Annotated in this window: 21 protein-coding genes; 15 read left to right on the top strand and 6 right to left on the bottom strand. The window is 46.7% G+C overall.

Going from position 1 to position 21,449, the window contains the following annotated elements:
• The first annotated feature begins 2 nt into the window (after window positions 1–2).
• Complete coding sequence (locus AC0S1O_RS01485; RefSeq protein WP_475393995.1) at window positions 3–1,496, top strand: radical SAM protein; 1,494 nt, start codon at window positions 3–5, stop codon at window positions 1,494–1,496.
• A gap of 10 nt (window positions 1,497–1,506) precedes the next feature.
• Window positions 1,507–2,892 carry a B12-binding domain-containing radical SAM protein gene (locus AC0S1O_RS01480; protein WP_475393994.1) on the top strand — a complete coding sequence of 462 codons (1,386 nt, stop codon included), beginning with the start codon at window positions 1,507–1,509 and terminating at the stop codon, window positions 2,890–2,892.
• Here the strand turns inward: AC0S1O_RS01480 and AC0S1O_RS01475 are convergent.
• Complete coding sequence (locus AC0S1O_RS01475; RefSeq protein WP_475393993.1) at window positions 2,889–3,260, bottom strand: NifB/NifX family molybdenum-iron cluster-binding protein; 372 nt, start codon at window positions 3,258–3,260, stop codon at window positions 2,889–2,891. The two genes, AC0S1O_RS01480 and AC0S1O_RS01475, sit on opposite strands and share 4 nt — an antisense overlap.
• Window positions 3,261–3,335: 75 nt before the next feature.
• Here AC0S1O_RS01475 and AC0S1O_RS01470 point away from each other — a divergent pair, with 75 nt between their 5' ends.
• From AC0S1O_RS01470 to AC0S1O_RS01450, 5 genes are all read left to right on the top strand, one after another.
• Window positions 3,336–5,153: an oxidoreductase gene (locus AC0S1O_RS01470; RefSeq protein ID WP_475393992.1), complete on the top strand. Its 1,818-nt coding sequence runs from the start codon at window positions 3,336–3,338 to the stop codon at window positions 5,151–5,153.
• A 42-nt stretch (window positions 5,154–5,195) separates the two neighbouring features.
• A complete protein-coding gene (locus AC0S1O_RS01465; RefSeq protein WP_475393991.1) occupies window positions 5,196–5,432 on the top strand; it encodes a hypothetical protein in 237 nt (78 codons plus the stop codon).
• 112 nt (window positions 5,433–5,544) lie between these two features.
• Window positions 5,545–6,486, top strand: a complete 942-nt coding sequence (locus AC0S1O_RS01460; protein ID WP_475393990.1) for a transcription initiation factor IIB — start codon at window positions 5,545–5,547, stop codon at window positions 6,484–6,486.
• Window positions 6,487–6,492: 6 nt separating this feature from the next.
• Window positions 6,493–7,059: a GMP synthase subunit A gene (locus tag AC0S1O_RS01455; protein WP_475393989.1), complete on the top strand. Its 567-nt coding sequence runs from the start codon at window positions 6,493–6,495 to the stop codon at window positions 7,057–7,059.
• Between the two features lie 32 nt (window positions 7,060–7,091).
• The gene (locus AC0S1O_RS01450; protein WP_475393988.1) at window positions 7,092–7,835 is read left to right on the top strand and encodes a CorA family divalent cation transporter; all 744 of its coding nucleotides are present in this window, start codon (window positions 7,092–7,094) and stop codon (window positions 7,833–7,835) included.
• On the opposite strand, the gene AC0S1O_RS01445 is transcribed toward AC0S1O_RS01450, so the two are convergent.
• The gene (locus AC0S1O_RS01445; RefSeq protein WP_475393987.1) at window positions 7,827–9,053 is read right to left on the bottom strand and encodes a phosphoglycerate kinase; all 1,227 of its coding nucleotides are present in this window, start codon (window positions 9,051–9,053) and stop codon (window positions 7,827–7,829) included. The two genes, AC0S1O_RS01450 and AC0S1O_RS01445, sit on opposite strands and share 9 nt — an antisense overlap.
• Before the next feature lie 60 nt (window positions 9,054–9,113).
• Here AC0S1O_RS01445 and AC0S1O_RS01440 point away from each other — a divergent pair, with 60 nt between their 5' ends.
• Genes AC0S1O_RS01440 through AC0S1O_RS01430 form a run of 3 tightly spaced genes read left to right on the top strand, consistent with a single transcriptional unit; the run spans window position 9,114 to window position 12,237 of the window.
• Window positions 9,114–9,950 carry a universal stress protein gene (locus tag AC0S1O_RS01440; RefSeq protein WP_475393986.1) on the top strand — a complete coding sequence of 279 codons (837 nt, stop codon included), beginning with the start codon at window positions 9,114–9,116 and terminating at the stop codon, window positions 9,948–9,950.
• The gene (locus AC0S1O_RS01435; protein ID WP_475393985.1) at window positions 9,932–11,221 is read left to right on the top strand and encodes an ArsB/NhaD family transporter; all 1,290 of its coding nucleotides are present in this window, start codon (window positions 9,932–9,934) and stop codon (window positions 11,219–11,221) included. The genes AC0S1O_RS01440 and AC0S1O_RS01435 overlap by 19 nt, the downstream gene beginning before the upstream one ends.
• 35 nt (window positions 11,222–11,256) lie before the next feature.
• On the top strand, window positions 11,257–12,237 hold the full coding sequence (locus AC0S1O_RS01430; RefSeq protein ID WP_475393984.1) for an amidohydrolase family protein: 981 nt from the start codon (window positions 11,257–11,259) through the stop codon (window positions 12,235–12,237).
• Here AC0S1O_RS01430 and AC0S1O_RS01425 read toward each other — a convergent pair.
• Window positions 12,218–13,654: a DNA-directed DNA polymerase II small subunit gene (locus AC0S1O_RS01425; protein ID WP_475393983.1), complete on the bottom strand. Its 1,437-nt coding sequence runs from the start codon at window positions 13,652–13,654 to the stop codon at window positions 12,218–12,220. The two genes, AC0S1O_RS01430 and AC0S1O_RS01425, sit on opposite strands and share 20 nt — an antisense overlap.
• A gap of 160 nt (window positions 13,655–13,814) precedes the next feature.
• Between AC0S1O_RS01425 and AC0S1O_RS01420 the strand changes: the two genes are divergently transcribed.
• Genes AC0S1O_RS01420 through AC0S1O_RS01405 form a run of 4 tightly spaced genes read left to right on the top strand, consistent with a single transcriptional unit; the run spans window position 13,815 to window position 17,528 of the window.
• Window positions 13,815–15,557 (top strand): carbon starvation CstA family protein, encoded by a 1,743-nt coding sequence (locus tag AC0S1O_RS01420; protein ID WP_475393982.1) that lies wholly within the window; start codon window positions 13,815–13,817, stop codon window positions 15,555–15,557.
• 33 nt (window positions 15,558–15,590) lie between these two features.
• On the top strand, window positions 15,591–15,860 hold the full coding sequence (locus AC0S1O_RS01415; protein ID WP_475393981.1) for a DUF7990 family protein: 270 nt from the start codon (window positions 15,591–15,593) through the stop codon (window positions 15,858–15,860).
• Between the two features lie 9 nt (window positions 15,861–15,869).
• Entirely contained in the window at window positions 15,870–16,862 is a 993-nt protein-coding gene (locus tag AC0S1O_RS01410; RefSeq protein WP_475393980.1) for an ArsA family ATPase, read from the top strand.
• Window positions 16,863–16,865: 3 nt separating this feature from the next.
• Entirely contained in the window at window positions 16,866–17,528 is a 663-nt protein-coding gene (locus AC0S1O_RS01405) for a hypothetical protein (protein ID WP_475393979.1), read from the top strand.
• Here the strand turns inward: AC0S1O_RS01405 and AC0S1O_RS01400 are convergent.
• The 3 genes from AC0S1O_RS01400 to AC0S1O_RS01390 all read right to left on the bottom strand — a co-directional run bounded on the left by AC0S1O_RS01400 (window position 17,503) and on the right by AC0S1O_RS01390 (window position 20,035).
• On the bottom strand, window positions 17,503–18,252 hold the full coding sequence (locus AC0S1O_RS01400) for a GHMP family kinase ATP-binding protein (RefSeq protein WP_475393978.1): 750 nt from the start codon (window positions 18,250–18,252) through the stop codon (window positions 17,503–17,505). The two genes, AC0S1O_RS01405 and AC0S1O_RS01400, sit on opposite strands and share 26 nt — an antisense overlap.
• Window positions 18,253–18,338: 86 nt before the next feature.
• Complete coding sequence (gene coaBC / locus AC0S1O_RS01395; RefSeq protein WP_475393977.1) at window positions 18,339–19,508, bottom strand: bifunctional phosphopantothenoylcysteine decarboxylase/phosphopantothenate--cysteine ligase CoaBC; 1,170 nt, start codon at window positions 19,506–19,508, stop codon at window positions 18,339–18,341.
• A gap of 35 nt (window positions 19,509–19,543) precedes the next feature.
• A complete protein-coding gene (locus tag AC0S1O_RS01390) occupies window positions 19,544–20,035 on the bottom strand; it encodes a hypothetical protein (protein WP_475393976.1) in 492 nt (163 codons plus the stop codon).
• 80 nt (window positions 20,036–20,115) lie between these two features.
• On the opposite strand from AC0S1O_RS01390, the gene AC0S1O_RS01385 reads away from it, so the two are divergent.
• A complete protein-coding gene (locus tag AC0S1O_RS01385) occupies window positions 20,116–21,447 on the top strand; it encodes an MFS transporter (RefSeq protein ID WP_475393975.1) in 1,332 nt (443 codons plus the stop codon).
• The last annotated feature ends 2 nt before the right edge of the window (window positions 21,448–21,449 follow it).

Below are 21,449 nucleotides of genomic sequence, written 5' to 3'. Positions count from 1 at the left end.
AAATGGGAAACTATATGGATGAAGGAGAGATAATCGACTACCTGCACAGGGTGATGGATCATAAATTCACCAAGTTCATACTGAAGGAGATGACAGAGGTAAAAAAATTGGAGCACTCATTTGCCATCTATGCGGGGGTAGAAAAACCCCGCGGCGTAAGGGATAGGATGCACGCTAAAATTGTGGGTGAGGCCCTTGAAAAGGGTGCTGAAAAATTTGGGGCAAAACCCGAAGCAATAAAGGATTTCTTAAAGGATCCCTATATGCGTAAGGGTTTTGCGGTCATAATAAGAAGCGTTGCAGAATATGGGATCACAAAACCGCAGAGGCTGATAGCCCCGTTTATGGTGGTGTGGAACTTCACAAAGCAGTGCAATCTCAAATGCAAGCACTGCTATGCAAATGCCACTCCGTATCCCGCACCGGATGAGTTGACCCTCGAGGAGAAGTTGCAGGTTGTGGACCAGCTTGATGAGGCTGGTGTGGCAGCCATATCATTCTCCGGTGGAGAGCCCTTGACAAATAAGGATTTTCTAAAAGTGGCGAGATACGCTGCCTCAAAGGGCTTTTATCTTTCCATAGCCACCAATGGCACCTTGATTTCAGAGAAGATGGCCCAGAAGCTGAAAGAGGTGGGAATAAGGTATGCAGAAATAAGCCTTGATGGGCCCACTCCTGAAATACACGATGAGTTCAGAGGGGTGAAGGGGGCTTTCAAGGCGACGATTCGCGGGATAAAGAATGCCAAGGCTGCCGGACTGGAGGTTGGAATAGCAACAACTGCGACGCATGAGAATCTTGACAGCATCCCAGAGATAATCAAACTGGCCAGAGAGTTGAAGGTGGACAGGGTCATCGTTTTCAATTTCATACCCACGGGGAGGGGAAAGAACATAATACGTGAGGATTTAACCCCCCAGGAGAGGGAGGAACTTATGAATTACCTTTATCAGGAATGGCAGAAGGGGGATCTGCAAATATTCTCCACGTGTCCAGCGTACTCCCGTATCTCCCTCACTGCCATGGAAAGTGAAGGTGGCTCCAAGGTTTCCCCAACCCACTTTGCCGAGATGGAACTACCCGCTGAATTTGGTGGTGCTGCAAAGGCTCTCACCGAATTCATAGGTGGATGCGGTGCTGGCCGCATTTACTGCTCAATAGAGCACAATGGGGACATACAACCATGCGTGTTCCTTCCAATTAAGGTGGGCAATGTTCTGAAGGATGGATTTGCAAATGTGTGGAGGAATAGCGAGGTATTCAACAAACTCAGGGACAGGGATGCTGAAAACTACGCTTGCCATACCTGCCCGTTCAGGTACGTGTGCGGGGGATGCCGTGCAAGAGCATATGCGTATTATGGAGACATACTCGCCCCAGATCCCGGGTGTGTGCTGATGGAGGAGGAATGGAGCAAACTTGCCCAGAAGTACGATCTTAAAATGGACGATCTGAAGATAGAATACGCTGCAAAGAATATGGAACTGGCCAAGTGAGGCGATATTTATGAGGATTCTTCTGATCTCTCCGCCCACCATTAGTGCAATCAAGGCCATCGTTGGCACCACCGGGCCACCACTGGGACTGGCCTACCTGGCTTCAATGGTTCGTGATGAGCATGATGTTAGGATAGTGGATTCCCTGGCCGAGGATTACAGTTACGATGATGTGAAAAGAATTCTGAAGAGTTACGACCCGGATATTGTGGGTATAACTGCCACCACCTCAATGATTCCAGATGCCTACATTGTGGCGAGGATGGCAAAGGAGCACAACGAAAACGTTAAGGTCGTTATGGGTGGGCCCCATGTTACCTTCGTGCCTGAAATGACAATTAAGGAATGTCCCTGCATAGATTACATTGTGCGTGGTGAGGGTGAGATAACATTCAAGGAACTCGTTGATTCCATTGCGTGTAAAAGGGATGTTTCCAGCATCCCCGGCTTGAGTTTGAATATGGGCGGCAAGGTGAAGAATAACCTTCCCCGGCCATTGATAAGGGATGTGGACACGATACCCATGCCATCCTACGATTTGCTTCCCATGGACAAGTATCAGGCGGATGGTGTGAGGTTCGGCACTGTTATGACCAGCAGGGGATGTCCTTTTAACTGTGCATTTTGCTCCTCCTCTTTGCAATTCGGTAAGAGATGGCGTGGCCACAGTGATGCCAGGGTAATAGAGGAACTCAAAATCCTGAGATATGAGTACGGAATAAGAGAAATAGAGTTTCTGGACGACACATTCACCTTGAACAGGCCCAGGGCCATAAGGATCACCAAGAGAATAATTGAGGAAGGTCTGGATATATCCTGGACCGCATCCTCCCGCGTTGATCTGTTCACCGATGAGGTGGCAGAAGCGCTTAAGAGGGGAGGATGCCACACCGTTTATTTTGGCATAGAGTCTGGATCCCAAAAGACGCTGGATTTCATAGGCAAAAGGATAACTCCTGAGCAATCCCTGGCTGCTGTGAGAAAGGCAAAGAAGCATAAACTTCACGCTCTTGGGGCATTCATAATTGGATTTCCCTATGAAACCAAGGAGGATGTGAAAAAGACAATAAAATTCTCAAAGAAGGTTGGTGTGGATTATGCCCAATTCACGGTGGCAACGCCCTATCCCGGAACGAGGCTCTGGAACCTTGGGCTGGCCAACAAGTGGATTCTCACATTTAATTGGCGCAAGTACACAACCCTTGATCCAATTATGAAGTTGAAACACTTCACCACGGCGCAAATAAGCAGGATGCTGCAGTGGGCCTACATATCCTTCTATCTCAGACCCGTGTATCTCCTCAAGGACCTAGTTCTCCAGAAGGGCTTCATCTTCAAGAGGGCCATACCAAACGCCATAAAGGTGGCAAGGCAGGGTCTTCTCTCAAGATCTTAATGTTGGTGGCCAAAATCCCCCTTCTCCTTCCAGTTTTTCTCCACTTCAATCTTTCCTTCGATGAACGCTTGCACAACATCGCCCACGCGGCCGTAGGCACCCAGAATTACCCTGATTCCTAGTTGATTGAAAAAATCCACCGCACGCTGGCCCATTCCGTATGCTATCACTATCTCTCCACCATTTTCCTTTATGAATAAGGGAATATCTCCTGGCCCGTGTTCCTCGAAGGGTGTGGCCACGGATTTCACATTTTTTATCTCTCCATTCTCCACGTGCACGAATGTGTAGTAGGGGGTGCGTCCGAAATGCATGCTCACCTCGCTGTCCAGACCTTCAGATCCCGTGCTGGGAATTGCAATAATCATATGTGGGAAATTCATGCGCTCCACATAAACCTTTTCCGAAAAGGATTTAAAGATAATTTGAAATACTTTTTCGGCATGCCGAAAGACATGTACGATGAAATCTTCACTCCGATTAAAATAGGAAAGGTTGAGGTTCCAAACAGGGCCATATTTCCGCCCATATCCACCAATTTCGCCCGCGATGATGGTCATCTAACTGATTTGTTCATCAGGCATTACGAGCGCCGTGCCCGTGGCGAGGTTGGATTAATAATCGTGGAAAACTCCTGCATCTCCTTCCCGGAGGGAAAGCACGGGGCCTACGAGCCACGCATAGATTCCTGGGAGTTTTACGAGGACTGGCACGAAATCGCCAAAAGGTTGAAGAAATATGAATCTCGAATCTCTGTTGAGCTCACCCACGAGGGCTGGAAAAAGAGGGGCGTGGATTTTCTGAGCGAGGAGAAAATATGGGGAATAATAGAGCATTACGGCACGGCAGCCGAAATTGCCTGCAAGGCGGGATTTGATATGGTTGAGGTGCAGGGTGCCCACGGACTCATAGTGAATCAATTTTTATCCCCGCTCACGAACAATCGTGATGATGACTGGCGCACCCCCGAGAAATTCGCCATAGAAATAAGAAAGGAAATAGCAAAGCGTTGCGGTGGTGATTTTCCCGTGACCATACGCCTAGCGGTGGATGATTTCAAGGAAGGAGGCATAACCCTTGAAGAGGGGAGCAGAATTGCGAAGGTTCTGCAGGACCATTATGACATGATTCAGGCGGACATAGGATTGGGCCCGAAGGAATTGCGCCTTGAGCCGATGCCGTTCCAGCAGGCGTGGCGCGCTTATCTTGCAGAAAGGATTCGTCCCCTCAGGGTGCCTGTGGCCGCGGTTGGCATGATAAGGGAGCCGCAGGTGGCTGTGGATGTGCTTCGCACAAAGGCGGATATGATTGTTCTGGGCCGCACATTAATTGCGGATCCTGACTGGCTCGTGAAGGTCAAGGAGGGAAGAGAAAAAGAAATAAGAAAATGCATAGGTTGCAGCGAGTGCATAAAGGCCCGGCACGATGAGGATACGAGGATAAGATGCGGTGCCAATCCGCAGGTTGGAATGGAAATAGAGATAGAACCCGCCAGGGAAAGAAAAAGAGTGGTGATTGTTGGTGGTGGCCCTGCAGGACTGGAAGCTGCGAGAATTGCGGCAATGCGCGGGCACGAGGTTCATCTCTTCTACGATGAATTTGGAGGCACGCTGAACCTTGCAGCAATGCCGCCGGGTAAGGAGAAGATAAAATGGATGATTGAGTATTACCGTGAGGAACTGAAAAAATACGAAATAAAAATGTACCACAAGCGCGCGTTGAAGCAGGATGTTCTTTCTCTCGCTCCTGATGTGGTTCTCATTGCAACAGGCTCTCGCCCGATCGTACCCTGCCCGCCCGTTCGCAATTTTGTGTATCTCTACGATGATGTTCTGCGTGGCGATGTGAAGTTCCACGGAAAGAGAATTGCGGTTGGGGGTGGTGGCCTCGTGGGCTGTGAGACCGCAAATCTTCTAGCTGAGGATAATGAGGTAACGATAATTGAGATGCTTCCAGAGATTGCGATGGGTATGGAGACCCTTTCTCGTAGATATCTCCTCCACGAACTCAAGGAAAAGGGAGTGAAAATTCTCATCTCAACCAAGATAGTGGATGTATCACGGGATGGGAGGATAATAGTTGAGCGAGATGGCGAGCAGTTTGTGCTTGAAGCTGATGCTCTGGTGGCTGCATTTGGCTCTCGTCCATTTGTGCCATTCTCGCTGGAAAATATTCCCACGGTCATTCTTGGAGATGCAAAGAGCGTTCGGAACATTTATTCTGCTGTGCACGAGGGTTTTGAGGCGGCTATGAGAATATAAATTTTCTGAATTCATCTTTTTTCTTATCTAAAGAGGGGATGGATGAAGATGATCCACCCTGTTCTATACTTCCTGGAAACTTTTTTAAAACAGCCGAAAACTCTTCTGGAAAAGGAAATAAGGCCTCTAAAACATATGGCGGAATCTATTGTAGCCAAGAGTAAAGATGATGAGTTTAACTACAAGATGAAGGAACTCCTGGATAATCTGTCCAAACTGGAGTGTGTTTTGGAGCACATAATAGATATAGAAACGGAGGTTGAGTGTACCAACAGATAGACCCTCTTTTGCCTGGATTTTTGTATTAATGTTGGGAATCTGAAAGGAAATAAAAATTTCTTTCGAAAGTTTTATATAGGACGCCCGCTACGCATAGGCACAGAGTATTTATATGGGTGATATGATGGCAAGGAGACCTAAGGAAGAATACATAAAGCAATGTCCAGAGTGCGGTTCCACCCATCTTATATGGGATTATGAACGTGGTGAACTTGTTTGTGGTGATTGTGGTGCTGTGATTGAGGATTCCTTTATTGACCAGGGGCCAGAGTGGAGGGCCTTTGATGCGGAGCAGGATGAGAAACGCGCCAGGACAGGGGCACCTCTCACATTTCTGAGCCACGACAAGGGCCTTGCCACAGAGATATCCTGGAGCAATAAGGATTCCTACGGAAAGAGAATACCTCACAAGAATCGGGCCCAGATCTACAGGGTTAGAAAGTGGCATCAGCGCATAAGGGTGAGCAACGCCGCCGAGAGAAACCTATCCGTGGCACTTCAGGAATTGAACAATGTGTCAAGCAAGATGGGCCTACCAAAGGATGTGCGTGAGACTGCGGCCATAATATACCGCAAGGCCGTTGAAAAGAATCTCATCAGGGGAAGGAGCATAGAGAGTATCGTGGCAGCCAGCATCTATGCCGCATGCCGCAAGGTGGGGATGCCTCGCACCCTTGACGAGGTGGCCAAGGCAAGTGAACTGAATAAGAAGAAGATAGGTCGCGCTTACAGGCACCTCACCAAGGAATTGAATTTGAATCTCAAGCCCACAACGGCGAATTCCTACATCACGCAGTTCTGCAGCAAGTTGCGCTTGGATAAGAACGTGGTCAATAAGGCCGAGGAGATTGTGCAGAAGGCAACAGATGTTGGCATAACCTCCGGAAAGGGGCCCACGGGAGTGGCGGCTGCGGCCATCTACATAGCGGCCAATATGCTCAACGAGCCCAGGACTCAGAAGGAAATTGCAGAGGTTGCAGGTGTGACTGAAGTGACCATAAGGAATCGCTACAAGGAGATTTCAACTGCTCTAAACATGGAAATTTCAAAGTGAGGCATTATGAGGGTGTATGTCATTGACAACGGTGGTCAGTGGACCCACAGGGAATGGAGAGTGCTGAAATACCTGGATGTGGATGCGGTCATAGTTCCAAACACAACTCCGCTGGAGGAGTTGCAGGATGCAGATGCCTTGGTTCTTTCAGGGGGCGCTCCGAGCATAGCTTACGAGAAACAAAAACTTGGAAATCAGGGCCTATATCTTGATCATCTGGACGTTCCTATTCTTGGAATATGTGTGGGTGCTCAACTAATAGCAGAGCATTTTGGAGGTAGGAGTTCAACTGCAGAGTATCCCGAATACGGCAAGACGGAGATAATAGTGGACGAGCCAGACGACCTGTTTCAGGGAATCCCAGAGAGTTTCATTGCTTGGGAGAGCCATAACGACGAGATAAAGGAACTCGGCCCCAATCTTGTGGGACTTGCCCATTCAAAGAACTGCAGGTATCAGGCCATAAAGCATAGAACGAAGCCTATATACGGGGTGCAGTTTCATCCGGAGGTTCAGCATACCCAGTACGGTGAGGAGATCTTTAAAAATTTCCTCAATCTCGGCAGGAGATAAAGGTTAAATACATCTAAAACCTTCTTTTTTTGATGAGGATACACATTGTGGAGGAGCGGGTTCAGCAGAGACCCAAATTCAGGGAAGATTCTGGTAAGTACGTCCTTGTTCTGAGACTTCACGGATTTGAAAATGAATACAAGCCCCATATGGTGTATTTAAGCTGGGGGGATGGTGAAGATCTGTTAACATTGAAGACCGGCAAGGATACTCTTGATGAAATAAAGGGTTATCTGGTGAAGAGGGACACTCCTCTGGACGTGGTATGGAGTTTGATACAGTATGAATACAGAACCATGGAGCGTCTGGAAAACAAGGTTGAAGCGTTGCAGAACAAATCCCTGCATGAGTACTCATCATCCACCCTTCAGGAGATTTTAAAGGTAAAGAAGACCCTTTTTGCCATCCATAAAGATTACATCCGTATGAGAAATGTACTTGAGTGGGCTGTGGAAAAGGGAAATGAAGATGCATCCCAGATTCTGCGGGATGTGAACGAACTCATAGATGGCATAGAATACCTGGTTGACGGTGCCACTGTGGCCATACAACTTATGCAGAACACGGTGACCATGAAGATGAATGAGGTGATGAAGATTCTCACCATAATAGCCACTATAATGATGCCTCTCACCCTGATCACCGGGATTTATGGAATGAACTTCAGAAATATGCCGGAGATCCAGTGGGAGTATGGTTATTTTTATTCCCTCGCCCTGATGTTTCTTGTTGCGATTTTCATGCTTTACTATTTTAAGAAGAGGGGATTACTTTGATGTGAATCTTGAGTATGACTCCTTCAGGGCCTCTATGACTGGCATCCTCTCTCCAGATAGGAAGCTTATGAGTGAGCCTCCTCCCGTGCTCACATGATCAAAGTAATTTTTCAGTCCATATTTTTCTAGGGCTGCAATGGTATGTCCTCCTCCGGCAACCTTGAATCCCTTGCTTTCTGCTATGCCTCTCATTACCATGACGGTGCCCACAAAGAATTCGGACAATTCGAACACTCCCATGGGACCGTTGAGCACGGTTCCCTTTGCCTCCCTTATCATGCTCTCGTACTCTGTGGCGGTATCCAGTCCTATGTCAAATATTGGGTACTCGCTGGGGAGCATGCTCACGGGCATGCCCTTTCTCTTTCCGTTTTTGTTTACAACAACATCCACGGGAATTTTTATTCTTTCTGGGAATCTATCAAGAAGATTCTTTGCCAGGTCTATAAGTTCCTGGTAATTTTCATACTCCCTCTTTATGAAATCCCATGTGCCTGGACCAACATCCACCCCGCTTGCTATTAGAAAAATGGATGCCACGACACCACCAGTGAGAACAAAGTCCACGATATCCCTTTCAAGAAAATTCTTTGCAACCTTTATCGAATCGTCAACCTTTGCGCCTCCAAGTACCGCCACCTTTGGATGCTCATTCAGTTCTATGAATTTGCGCAGCATCTTTATCTCCCTATCCATCAGACGCCCCGCAATCATGGGCATCTTGGAAGCAAAGCCTATCAAACTCGTTTGGGCCCTATGGGCGGCTGCAAACGCATCGTTTATGAAATAATCTGCCATGGAAGATAGTTCCTTCACTATGTGCGTATGTTCAAATCCCTTTTTCAGGCAGTACTCTTCCGAGTAAAATCTCGTGTTTTGCAGGAGCAGGTAATCTCCATTTTTCATATTTTCAATCTCTTTCAAGGCGTACTCGCCAAATAGATCCGGGACAAATTTCACCCTTCTGTTCAATATTTTTGTGAACACATCCGCGTGGGCCTTCAGGGGGGTGAAATCCATCTTTCCCGGCCTGCTCTGGTGGGCTAGAATTACAACCTTGGCATCCTTCAGTTCTGCCAGTGTCTGCCTATGGGCTTCAAATCTTGAATAATCCAGTATTGTGTTTGTGGCCGGGTCCATGGGAGAGTTCACATCAACCCTCACGAGAACAACCTTGCCCCTGAAATTGAAGTCGTCCATGGTGAAGTAATCCTTCATGGTGGGTAATTGACCTGGGTATTTATTATTTTTTGGAAGGGCTTAAAGATAAATACTTTGATGAAGATAACATCCCCGATGATCAAGAAAATTCTGATTCCTACGGATGGTTATGGGCTTGAGGACCATGTTATAAGGTACGTGGCGCGGACATTTCCATTTGCGGATTTCCATGTGATAAGTGTTGTTAACACCTATGAGAGGGGCGTGCAGATGACCGATATCCTTTACAGGGAGATGAAGGAGAGCGCCAGAAGGGCTATTCAGCATGCGGAGTCCCTCCTGGAAGAGGAGGGCATACATCTCATACACACCCATATTCTTGAGGGATTACCCTCAAGGGAGATTGTGAAATACGCAAAAATTCATGATTTGGATATAATAGCCATGCGCGTGTACTGCAGAAAATCGACCGCCTCTGCACACAGGATGGGCTCAACAATAAGGAACGTGCTTAGAATAAGCACAATTCCCGTTCTAACCCTTGCGGAAGAGTGCCGAAGATATGAGATAAAAAACATCCTTCTTCTCACCGATGGCACGGGCATTTCAAAGAGGGCTGAGAACTATGCAATCCTGCTTGCATCCTCTTACAGGGCAAGGCTTGAAGCCCTCTACATAAGGGAGGGAAATGAAGATGCCTCAAGAAAATTGGATAGTGTGGTGTGGAGAGCAAAGTATCTGGATGTGAGTGTAAAGCGCTCCATTGAGAGTTTCAAGGACAGGGATATGCTAATGAGGCATTTTGCCACCAGCGATCTTGTTGTGATGGGCGTGGGCCACAGACGCATTTTCCGCAGGCACATCGGGCACATGGCTCAGATTGTGGCCACCCACTCTCCAATTCCAGTGATTTTTGTCAGTGCTCTGAAGAAGAGGTGGTTCAAACGGGCATAGTGCAGATTGTTGCACTATTGATCTTCATATTCAGTTACATTTTAATATTCAGCGGTAAGGTTGATAGAACTGTTGCCGCACTTTTCGGAGTGTTCCTAATGCTAACGGCAGGATACACACTCCATTTTATGAATTTTGAGAAGGCACTTGAATATGTGGACTGGGGTGTGATCCTTCTCCTTTTTGGGATGATGACCTACGTGGGGCAACTGGCAAACACTGGATTCTTCAAGTACGTTGGAATAAAAGCCATACAACTATCCCGTGGCAGGGTATGGCTCATCTTTCTCTATTTAACCCTCATAACAACCTTTGTTTCAATGGTTATAGATAATGTCACCACGATCCTTCTTATGATACCTCTCACTGTTGAGGTTGCCGAATTGCTCGAAATTGACCCGGTACCAATAATACTTGGAGAGGCCATATTCTCGAATGTGGGAGGAGTGGCCACGATGATAGGAGATCCTCCAAACATCTTGATAGCCTCCGCATCCAAATATTCCTTCAACGCTTTTTTTGTGCATCTCTTCCCTCCAATCCTATGTGCCCTCTTTCTATCCCTTATCATTTCCCGATATCTCTACGCTAAATGGATAAATACCAAGGCCCGGCACATAGAGGACCTTATGAAGCTCGATCCTGAAAGTTACATTAAGGACCCGAAAACCATGAAATATCTTCTCATACTTCTTGGCTTTATGATCCTATTTTTTGGGCTTCAGGATTACACACTGGTATCTCCAGCCCTGGTTGCGATGGTTGGTGGTACCATGGCCCTTTTAATCACCATGGAAGACCCAAAGAAGGCCTTTGAATCTGTTGAATGGCCAACTCTCATATTTTTCATATCCCTATTTATGCTTGTGGGTGGGTTGAGCGAAACCGGGTTGCTTTCAGAAATGGCAGATGCCCTGTCCTCCATCTCCAGCAACCCTCTCATTGCCTCCATAATCATTCTCTGGGTTTCCGGGCTGACATCCTCCGTGGTGGATAACATTCCAATTACAGCAGCGCTCATACCGGTGGTAGGAAGTATGGCTAGCACGTATCACACCGGACTTCTCTGGTGGGCCCTTGCCATGGGAGTCGGGTTGGGCGGAAACATCACGCCCATTGGTTCATCCGCAGGTGTGGTTTCCGTATCACTGTCAAAGAGGTACGGTTATCCTGTATCTGATAGAGAGTGGTTCAGGTTTGGAACCGTCGTGGGCCTGTTGACGATGCTCGTTGGAACCCTATTTTTATTCATTTTGCAATATATGGGTTAGTGAAAAACTTTTTAATAACAAGGTGATTTGGAACCGTGAGAGTTTACGGAAACATTCTTTGGCAGGGAAGGTTTGAGAAGGGAACGGTGGTGATCAAGGATGGATACGTTGAGGATTTTAGAAGGGAGAGGGATTACGATATCCGTGGCACTGTTATACCTACCTTCATAAATATGCATACCCATATTGGGGATTTCTGCGCCCAGGAGGAGCCCATAGGAGGTATTGCGGAAATTGTTGGCCCCGGAGGGTATAAGTACAAGGTTCTGAGGAACAGGAAGAAGGTGTATCGGGGCATGAGAAGGGCAATGAAATATATGCAGAGAGAGGGCATATCCCATTTTGTGGATTTTCGTGAAGGTGGGGATGAGGGGGTTGAACTTCTTTTGAAGGCCTCTGGAGGATTTAAAATAAAGCCAATAATATTTGCGAGAAGTATCAACCCTGAGGCCCTGGGCGTGGGACTCAGCAGCATAAGTGATTATGATAGGGATTTTATAATCAAAATGGTCATGGATGCAAGAAAAGAGGGAAAATTATTCGCAATACATGTTTCCGAGAGGGTAAGGGAGGACATAGATTTCGTTCTCTCCCTTAATCCAAGTTTCATCGTGCACATGCTTGAGGCAAGTGATGAGGATTTACAGAAGGTGGGGGAAAGAGGAGTGCCTGTTGTTATCACTCCCAGATCAAATCTTTTCTTCGGTAAGATCCCAAACATACCGCGTTTATTGAAATATGGAATCATCCTTGCATTGGGCACCGATAATGGGATGTTCTCCCTACCCTCAATGTTCCGGGAAATGGAAATTGCATACAAATTATCCAGGGTTTACGGCCATGCATCTCCCGAGGAGATATTGAAGATGGCAACTGAAAATCCAAGGAAGATACTGGGGATTGTGGATAATCAGATTGGAGAGAGGGCAAGATTCATAATTTTCAGAAGATTGATGACCCCCTACGAATTGGTGAATAAGGCTTCACCCATGGATATCAAAAGGATAATATTTTGACCTCATCCGTATGGAAATTCAGCAGAGCGACCTTTCCCGGCACTGGGTTGAAGTTCATCATCTTCTGGTACTTTGTCTGTGCCTGCCAGCATGATGCGTTTATCATATGCACGCCCTTGTAATTGCTGTAGGTGAAGGCGTGCACATGTCCAGTTATGAAAACATCCGGTACGAGGTCTATGGCCAGGAAATCCCTGGGGAGTGGGGCTATGGGTACTTTGCCTCCGTAACTCGGTCCAAGATGCCTCATCTCCAGTATATGACTCATTATTGGTGCAATATTTTCATAACTGGCCCCCGGTATGAGTTCCACAAGGTCGTTTAGGGTTGCTCCGTGATAAATCAGGAAGGTGTATCCATGAATTGAGAAGACGGATGGGTTGCTTAGGAACTCAACATTTCCATTGAAAAGAGACTGGATATCATGGGGAAGCGGTGGCTGGGGCTCGGTGTTTCGCACAAGATCATGGTTTCCAGGGATCATAATGACCTTTATGTAATCAGGCAAATCTGCAAGGTAATTTGCCAGGGCCTCATATTGCTTGTAAATGTCAATTATTTCAAGTTCCTCCTCCTGATTCGGGTATATTCCTATTCCGTCCACGAGATCTCCGCCGATTATCAGGTATTTTACTGTCTCTGCCCCATCTCTCCCGCTCTTTAGCCAGGTGATGAATTTTTCCCAGTTCTTGCGTAGAAACATTTTACTACCTATGTGAACGTCCGATATTATAACGGCGCCTATGGGTTCCTCAATTCTTCTATTCTTCTGGGGTTTTCTAAATCCAGGTCTGACTATTTCCTTTACATACACGAAATTTCCATCCTCACGGTAGGTTCCCACCACGCCAACAACTTCATCGTTTAGCAGAAAATCCTCCCCCTGGTATATGCATTTCACCTTTCCGGTGGGGTCTTCAAGGTAAAAACTGAGAGATCCCCTTGAGGTCCTTCTCAACTCGTCCACGAGTCCTATTATTCTCACCTCTCCCCCGCTTATATTTGTTATGTCCGTGGCTCCCCGCATGAGGAAATTCCTTCTAACATACTTGGATAGTCTCTTGTACCTGTCCAGGAAAAGAGATCTGAAATCGTCAACCTTTCCGGAACTCTGGGTGTATCCGGGATCTATTAGAATTTTAAAATCCCAGTCATACTCGTAGGCCTCAGGCCTTGTGAATGTGCTTTTTTCCGCTGGCTTCTCCACGATCTTTTCCTCTGATTTTACCTCCTCTACAACCTCCACTTTCGGAGGGAATATGGAGGAAAGGCTCACAAAGGTGGAATTCCCGTATTTTGATAGGAATGAGGGCAGGTAGTCAACTCCACCATTCTCTATTATGTACTCCACAACTTCTGGCTCAACAAGAATCTCATGTTTGAGCAATTCCTCAACAATAACCTTCCTTAAATCCATTGGTTCACCCTAATCTGGGAATAAAGATAAATTTTTTCTTTTTGGAATGGTGGATAAATAAGGGCGCATAAAAATGCCAGGGTGCAAAATTTTTTATATTATTATTTCGAAAATCATAAATACGGGATTGTTCATATATATCATTGAGGGAGGACTGAAAATGAACTCGGCAGTACTTGTATTAATTGCTGTAGTGATATACATTGTTCTTTACTACACCTATGGTAAGAGTTTGCAGAAAAAGGTTGTAAGAGCTGATCCCAACAGACCGACGCCTGCACATACGAAATACGATGGTGTGGACTATGTGCCCGCACATCCCATGGTTTTATACGGGCACCATTTTGCCAGCATAGCGGGTGCAGGTCCCATTGTTGGACCCGCGATGGCAATGGCCTGGGGCTGGCTTCCAGGTCTTCTCTGGGTCTGGTTTGGAAATGTTTTCATTGGTGCAGTACACGACTACCTTTCCCTCATGGCCTCGGTGCGCTACGATGGAAAATCAATACAGTGGGTATCTGGAAAGTTAATGGGCCATGGCACGGGTGTATCCTTCCAGATGTACATATGGTTCACACTGATGCTGGTGGTGGCAGCTTTCGTTGCGGTTGTATCAAAACTTCTCACCACAGTGCCTCAGGCAGCCACTGCGACGATGCTTCTTCTTGTTGTTGCGGTGTTCCTCGGATGGTTGATGTACAGGGTGAAGTTGAATTTCTATGTCAGCACTGCCATAGGTCTCTTTCTCCTGGGTCTGGTGGTGTGGATTGGCTACAATTATCCTCTGATATTTGTCCAGGGTCAGACCAAGTTTGGAACAGCCGCGTACATGCAGGCCTACAGGTACTGGGTAATCATAATGTGGGTGTACATAATAATAGCATCCTCTCTGCCTGTTTGGATATTGCTGCAGCCCAGGGATTACATAAACTCCTACCTTCTGTGGTTCGGCCTGGCGATGGGAGCAATTGCCTTCATAGGGCTTTTCAAAACGGTGAGCGTGCCCGCCTATACCATGTGGTCTGCCAACGTTGTGGGAGGCCTGCCCTCTCCATTCTGGCCAACGATTCCACTGGTAATAGCATGTGGTGCTTTGAGCGGTTTTCACTCTCTAGTTGGATCGGGCACCTCTTCCAAACAGTTGGACAATGAGATTCATGGCCTCATGGTTGGATACGGTGGTATGTTCACGGAGGGTTTCCTTGCCACACTGGTGATTGCCTCAATTGGAGTTTATGGACTTCAACTTACGGGCCTCACAGCGGCCCAGTGGGGTGCCAAGTATATCAGTGTTGGCGGTCTTGGAACCTTCATAGCCTCCTACGCCCAGGGGGCCCATGATTTCTTCGGATTGAATCTAACAATAGCAAAGACCTTTGTTGTACTGTGGGTATCTGCGTTTGCCCTCACATCTCTGGATACTGCAACGAGACTTGGGAGATTCTCCTGGCAGGAACTATTCAGCATGGTCACAAAGGATACCTCTGCGGGATGGTACAAGGCAATAACCAACAAGTGGGTTGCATCCTTCATCATATCCGCCTTCGGGGTATACTTGGCATGGGGTGCATCCTACAAGGTGCTGTGGCCTGCATTTGCAGGTATGAATCAGATGCTTGCATCAATTGCCATGATGACTGCGGCACTGTGGGTCGCCAAGATTCAGCGTGCAGGTAACTGGACTTGGGCCGTCCTCATACCTGCCCTGTTCCTTTGGATCACCGTTACGGCCGCACTGTTGTGGTACCTTGTTGTTGTGGTGCCCCACATGACCAATCTTGGCACGGAGATTGCGGTGGGTATAATAACGGTCATCGGATTGCTTTTGAACTTCGTGCTTGCCTACGAGTTCTACCTGTCCTGGAAGAAACCTGCAGAGGAGTTCGGTGTGGCTCCTTCCTAACCTTTTTATCTTTTTTTGACCATGGGGGATAATATGCTAAAAAAAATCAAGTACTTCTTTGAGGGTTTTCTTGGTTCTTTCAAGGCGCAGTCCACGGAGTTCATAGAGTTTGAAGAGAGGGAACTTGAGAATGTATTTGCAATTCTTCTGATGGGGTCCTTTGTGGGCATTCCATCACCACCCACCACTCTGGTAATGCGCATAATGCCCCACATGGTTCGTGAGATATACGTTATGCAGAGAAGGGCGGTTGATATGGATGATATTTTGGGGGAGATGGCCGGGCTGATGGATATTGAATGAGGTGTTTATATGAGAGAGTATTTCAAACCCAAGAAAGGATTTCGCGTTCTTTTCTTCATAGGTAAGGGTGGTGTGGGCAAGACCACCTGCTCCTCCGCGGTGGCAGCCTACCTTTCCTCTCTCGGTTACAGGGTACTCATAGTTTCCCTTGATCCTGCCCACAACCTTGGGGATGTGTTCATGCTTCCCCTTAACGATAAGCCCAAGGAGATAGGGAAGAACCTATTTGCCATGGAGTTGGATATGGAGAGGGTAATCAAATCTTATCTGAAGCATCTTGAGGACAGTATGAAGTATATGTATCGTTATCTCACGGTAATAAATCTTGAAAAGTACTTTGAGGTGCTAAGTTACTCTCCCGGCATTGAGGAATACGCCACCTTGGAAGCCATAAGGGATATTCTCTTGAAGGGAGATGAGTGGGATATTATCATTTTTGATACCCCACCAACTGGATTGACTCTGAGAGTATTAGCCCTTCCCCAAATAGCCAAGATTTGGAGCGAGAAGTTAATAGACATAAGGAAAAAAATTCTGGATAAGCGTTTGGCCATAGAGAAAATTCAGGGAGAACGAAAATTCGTGATTGAGGGAAAGGAATACAGACTCCCCTCTCGGGAGAGAGACGATGCTGTTCTGAAGGAATTGGAAAAATACAGAGGGGAGGTTGATTTTGTTCTAAAAATATTGACAGATGATGCCCGTACCTCAGTGGTTGGAGTGATGAGTCCTGAGATGCTATCACTCTACGAGACAGAGAGGGCCAAGGAAAGTTTAAACAAGTTCAAAATCCCTCTGAATCTTATTGTAGTCAACAAGGTTATAGAGTTGGAATTGGATATTCCCCAATTGAAGGTGAAGATGGATACCCAGAAAGAGACCTTGTATAAGATTTTTCAGAAGTTTAAGGGTATTGATATAATCAAAATTTCCATGCAAGAAACGGAGCCCAGGGGGTTTGAGAAGTTGAAAAAATTTGGAAAATTGATCGTGGAGGAATGAAAAATGGATACCTATACGAGCATGCTCCTGATTTTCATAATAATGATCCTTGCCGCTGTGGCATCCATGCAATTCTACAGGGGCAGAAAGAAAAACATAGCGCTTATGGAAAAATCAATAAGGATAATAACAGAGATTACAGATCCAAAGGACAAAAATTTCACCTGGCTCGGTGGATATGTTGGGTACAGGGCCTATTTCAAGGTTCAGAGGGATAATATTGAGGAATTCGATTTTACGGTAACCCTCGTGCCCAGGCAGAGCGCATTTTACTATCCCTTGGCCAAGATAACCACCAGGCATGACAGGATATACATTGTCATATATCCATACACCAAGATAAGGAGAGAGGCGCATCTGATTCAGGAAGGTTACTATCACCTTGCCCCACGTATAGAAAACGAGCCTGTGCTAAGAAAGGAGGAAGTTTACATAGGGCATGAAAATGAGCGCGTGAAGTTCAAGGCACTATTTGAGAAAAAGGAGGATCTTGATAAACTGAGAAAACTGGTGGATTCTCTTTCAAATCCAAGGGATGTGAAGCATGTATCTTTAACCCCGTCTACAAATGTGGTGTACGTGTTTATGAAGTTGAATGTGGATACCCTTGATAAGGATGTGGGGAGGATTGTAAAATTTGTTAACGAGGAGATTGTGGAGAACTGAGAATTCCTGCCCTGTCTCCCAATTTCACGCGGTATGATGGATACTCCTCAATCAAATTTTCCTTGCAATCTCCAAATATCACAGCCGAATTACCGATCATGGCCATGGTGGCACCCTCGCACTCCTGTAGGAGGTTCCTTCCCTCCTCATTTATGAGCCCGGTGTTCAGGGCAAATTCTCTTGCAATTTTTATGGCATTTTTTAGAGAGGGGGCCCTTAAGAATTTCTCCATGGCCTTGCGTCCCTCCTTTTTTATTCGCCTCCTCATCTCTTCCTCCCCTATTACTCCCTTTGTTTCTATGCCCTCGTCAAGGATAACTATGGTCATGGGAGTATCAGGGAAGAAAATCCGGTCCACAATGCCGTAGGGCTGGATACCCCCCCTTATGCGCGCGGTGAAGCCCCCCTCGTACTGGGATGCCACATCTCCCAGCCCACTTTGTCTTTCAATCTCTATCATGTGGGCCACCTGGGCTGCGTGCATATAGGTTCCGTTCTTCATTCTCTCAATGGCCAGCGCCGTGCTCAGGGCTGCAGCCGCACTCATACCGAATCCCTGGGAAACGGGCAAATCGGTGAAACTCTCTATCTTTCCTGAAAACCCATAAATTTTTGCAATATCTTCCTGTATTGAATTTTTGATCTCTCTACCGTTCAGGTAAATCTCCAGTTTATCGCCTTTACTCACCTTGGTTACCATGCCCTTTGATATGCACACACCCACTCCCCTTGAACCTCTCCTGAGAGGATCCTTTTTTTCGTCTCGAATCTCGAAAAAAAGCGTAATGCTTCCTGGGGAGAATGCCCTTATCATATGGATTCCGCCATAAGTTCAACTATTCTCTTTGCAAGCCTTTCCTTGGGCCCCTCAAATTCTTCCATGTCCTCGTCGCTGAAGATCACAATTGCCTTTGTGCGGTCTTCCTTAACATCCTCCAGAAGGTTTGCAATGACCATATCCAGGGAGTATTCCTTCATTCTCTGCCTCGCCCTTTTTATGAGTTCTTCACGGCCTATTTCACTTTCCGCCTTGAAACCTACGAGGAAACCTTCAAATCTCCTTCTGAGTTCTCTCAAGAATTTTGGATTTTCCTCAAAATCAACCCTGCTGAATTCTTCAAGGCTCTTTATCTTTCCCTCCCTCCTTTCTGGTTTGAAATCCGGTAGGGCGGCAGGCACCACTATGGCATCGTAGTTGATCATCTCATCAATCATATTCAGAAGGTCTGAAATAGAGCCGAATCCCCTGAAATTCATGTAGGAGGGTACCTGGACTGAATGGAGGCCGAGAAGAAGGGTGACATCCGCTCCGTAATAATACGCATATCGGGCTATTTCGATCCCCATTCTCCCGGTGGCAAGGTTGGTTATTATCCTGAAATTGTCAAATTTTTCGTAGCCAGCACCCCCAATCACCATGATTCTCTTTCCTCTGAGTTCTTTATGAAGAGAGTGAATCACCTCTGCGACTATTCTCTCCAGATCCGGCATTTTGGCCTTATCCTCCTCAAATTTCGGTTCTATGAAGGTTGCATACTCTCGTAGTTTTTCCATATTTGCCTGCAAAATTGGATTTTCGTACATGCTCTGGGACATTGATGGAACAAATATTGGATTTTTATTCAAATTTGCAAGTATGAGCGTGCTCACGGCATCATCCGATATGCCACATGCCGCCTTCGAGATTATGTCTGCCGTGGCTGGGGCAACGAGAATTGAATCAAAATCGTAAAGATGCTCATCCAATCCTGAGAGTTCTGTGATGGGGTGATGCCCTGTGGCAAAGAGCAAGGCATCCTCTCCAACGAATTTGAGGGCGTTTTTGGTCATGTAGGGGTACACATCAGCCCCGTGCCTCAGCAGTTCCCTTGCAAGTTTTACGGTCTCAACTGCGGCAATGCTGCCTGTTATGCATAGTGCAATTTTTTTATTTGACAGGAGATCGCTTTTCTCACCCCTGATCCTCTCCCAGGGTTGCATGGGTGTGAATGGCATTCTCAATATAAAATGTTGGCTCATTTTTTCCAGTTTTCAATTTTCTGTCTAAGCAGGGCCATAACTCTCTCCGGATTTGAGGTTGAAAATACGAACTCTCGGTATCTTGACTCTCTGAGCGTGATAACAACACGGGGCTTGTTTTCCACTATGTATGCTACCACAGGCATACCGTTTATCCTTGCGTATCTTATGCCCCATCCTCCGTATCTCATTCCATGCCTGTCATCCTCCCGGCAATTCTCTATGTATTTCCATTCAAATATCTTTTTGAATATGCCGAAGGAGACAACGAGGCAATCTGGCAGAATCTTTATGCTCATAACTGAAAAATTGGCTCCTATGAACCCTATGATAGCAAGAACAACCAGGGTCAGGATTATTGAACCCAGGAGGTGCTGGGTGAATGAGTAATACATCAGGTACATGAAAAAGGCACCTATGATGATGAACATGACCGCGTTGAGTTTTGATACAAGTTTCTCCTCATACACTAGGGCTTCAGTCACCATATTCATCTTAATTCGCACAACCTAATTAAGATTTCCCAGGAATAACAAAATATTTAAGCACAAAGGAAATTATCTCTACAATGACTCCTAAGAAAAGAGGTGTATCATTTAAAGTGATTTTGGCCATTGCCTTCGTTGGATTCAGCATGAGCACCGGTTGGGCAATAAACAAGGCATTATCCTTCAAGCTTTTGCAGAGCTATACCACGGATCCCTTTGTCATAGGTTCAATACTGGCATTGCAGGGATTGATGGGAATAGTTGTGCCTATTCTTATGGGATATTACAGCGACACCTACCGCTCCGGAAGGGGAAGGAGAACCACATTCATCCTGTGGGGAGCCATAGCGTCCACACTCTCGATCTTCGCTGTGTACTTCTCATTCATCGCATCATCCCCACTCCTTCTGTTCGCCCTTCTTCTTGCCGTGTTCTACTTCTTTATGTACTTCTTCGTGGCCCAGTACCGCTCCCTTATGCCCGATGTTGTTCCCAGTGGCCAGCGTGGTAAGTCCAGCGGTGTGATAACCTTCTTTGAGTGGGGTGGTAATCTGCTCCTCTTTGGGCTGGTTGCAATAATCTCCTCCCTTGCCCTCAGTAAGATTCCAAAGGCAGATACCAGCATTGATGCTATGATGATGGCCCATTACCTCTGGATCCCCTTTGCCATAGTGGGCTTCTTCCTGGTGGTATCTGGATTGATAGTATACTTCCGCGTTAAGGAACCCGCCTATCCAGAGGAGGCCCCCGAGGAGAGTTTGGGGGAGTATCTCAGGGCCATACTCGCCGACAGGGATTTTGTGAAGTTCTACTCTGCCCAGATTCTCTGGTGGCTCAGTTTTGAGTTCATTGCTGTGTTTCTCTACGGGATACTTGAATCAATTCTCCACACCCAGAAGGTTCTCACTCTGGGAGCGGCAATAATGGCCCTTTTCAACATAACCGTTCTTGTGGGTGCCCTCATTGGGGGATCACTTTACGACAGGATAGGCAGGAGAAAGTCCATAGTGATTGGTGGGATTGTGTTCCTGGTACCCTTTATCTGGGGCTGGTTTGTAACCACAAGTGTGGAGATAACCGAGGCCATGGGTATTGCAGGTATTGGCTGGGGTATGCTCATGGCAACATCCTGGCCTGTGATTGGAGATCTCCTGAACAGGTACGAAAAGGAGTTCTTCAACGGCAGGTACTATGGATTCTTCGAGGCCACAAAGTCATTCCCCATACTTATAGCAGGTGTGGTCGGTGGTGCCATAGTGCACCTAGCGGGAGGGAATTACAAGGTTCTGTTCCCCGTTGGAGCCTTATTTGTCATAATAGCCCTTCCGCTCATATGGGCAATGAAACATCTGGACAGGGGGAAGAACGAACCATCAATGGAAGATGCCATAGAGGCCACCGAGGAGCTGTGAAA

The sequence above is a fragment of the Candidatus Aciduliprofundum sp. HYA1 genome, assembly GCF_056175085.1.
This window is presented reverse-complemented; position numbering and strand designations above follow the sequence as displayed.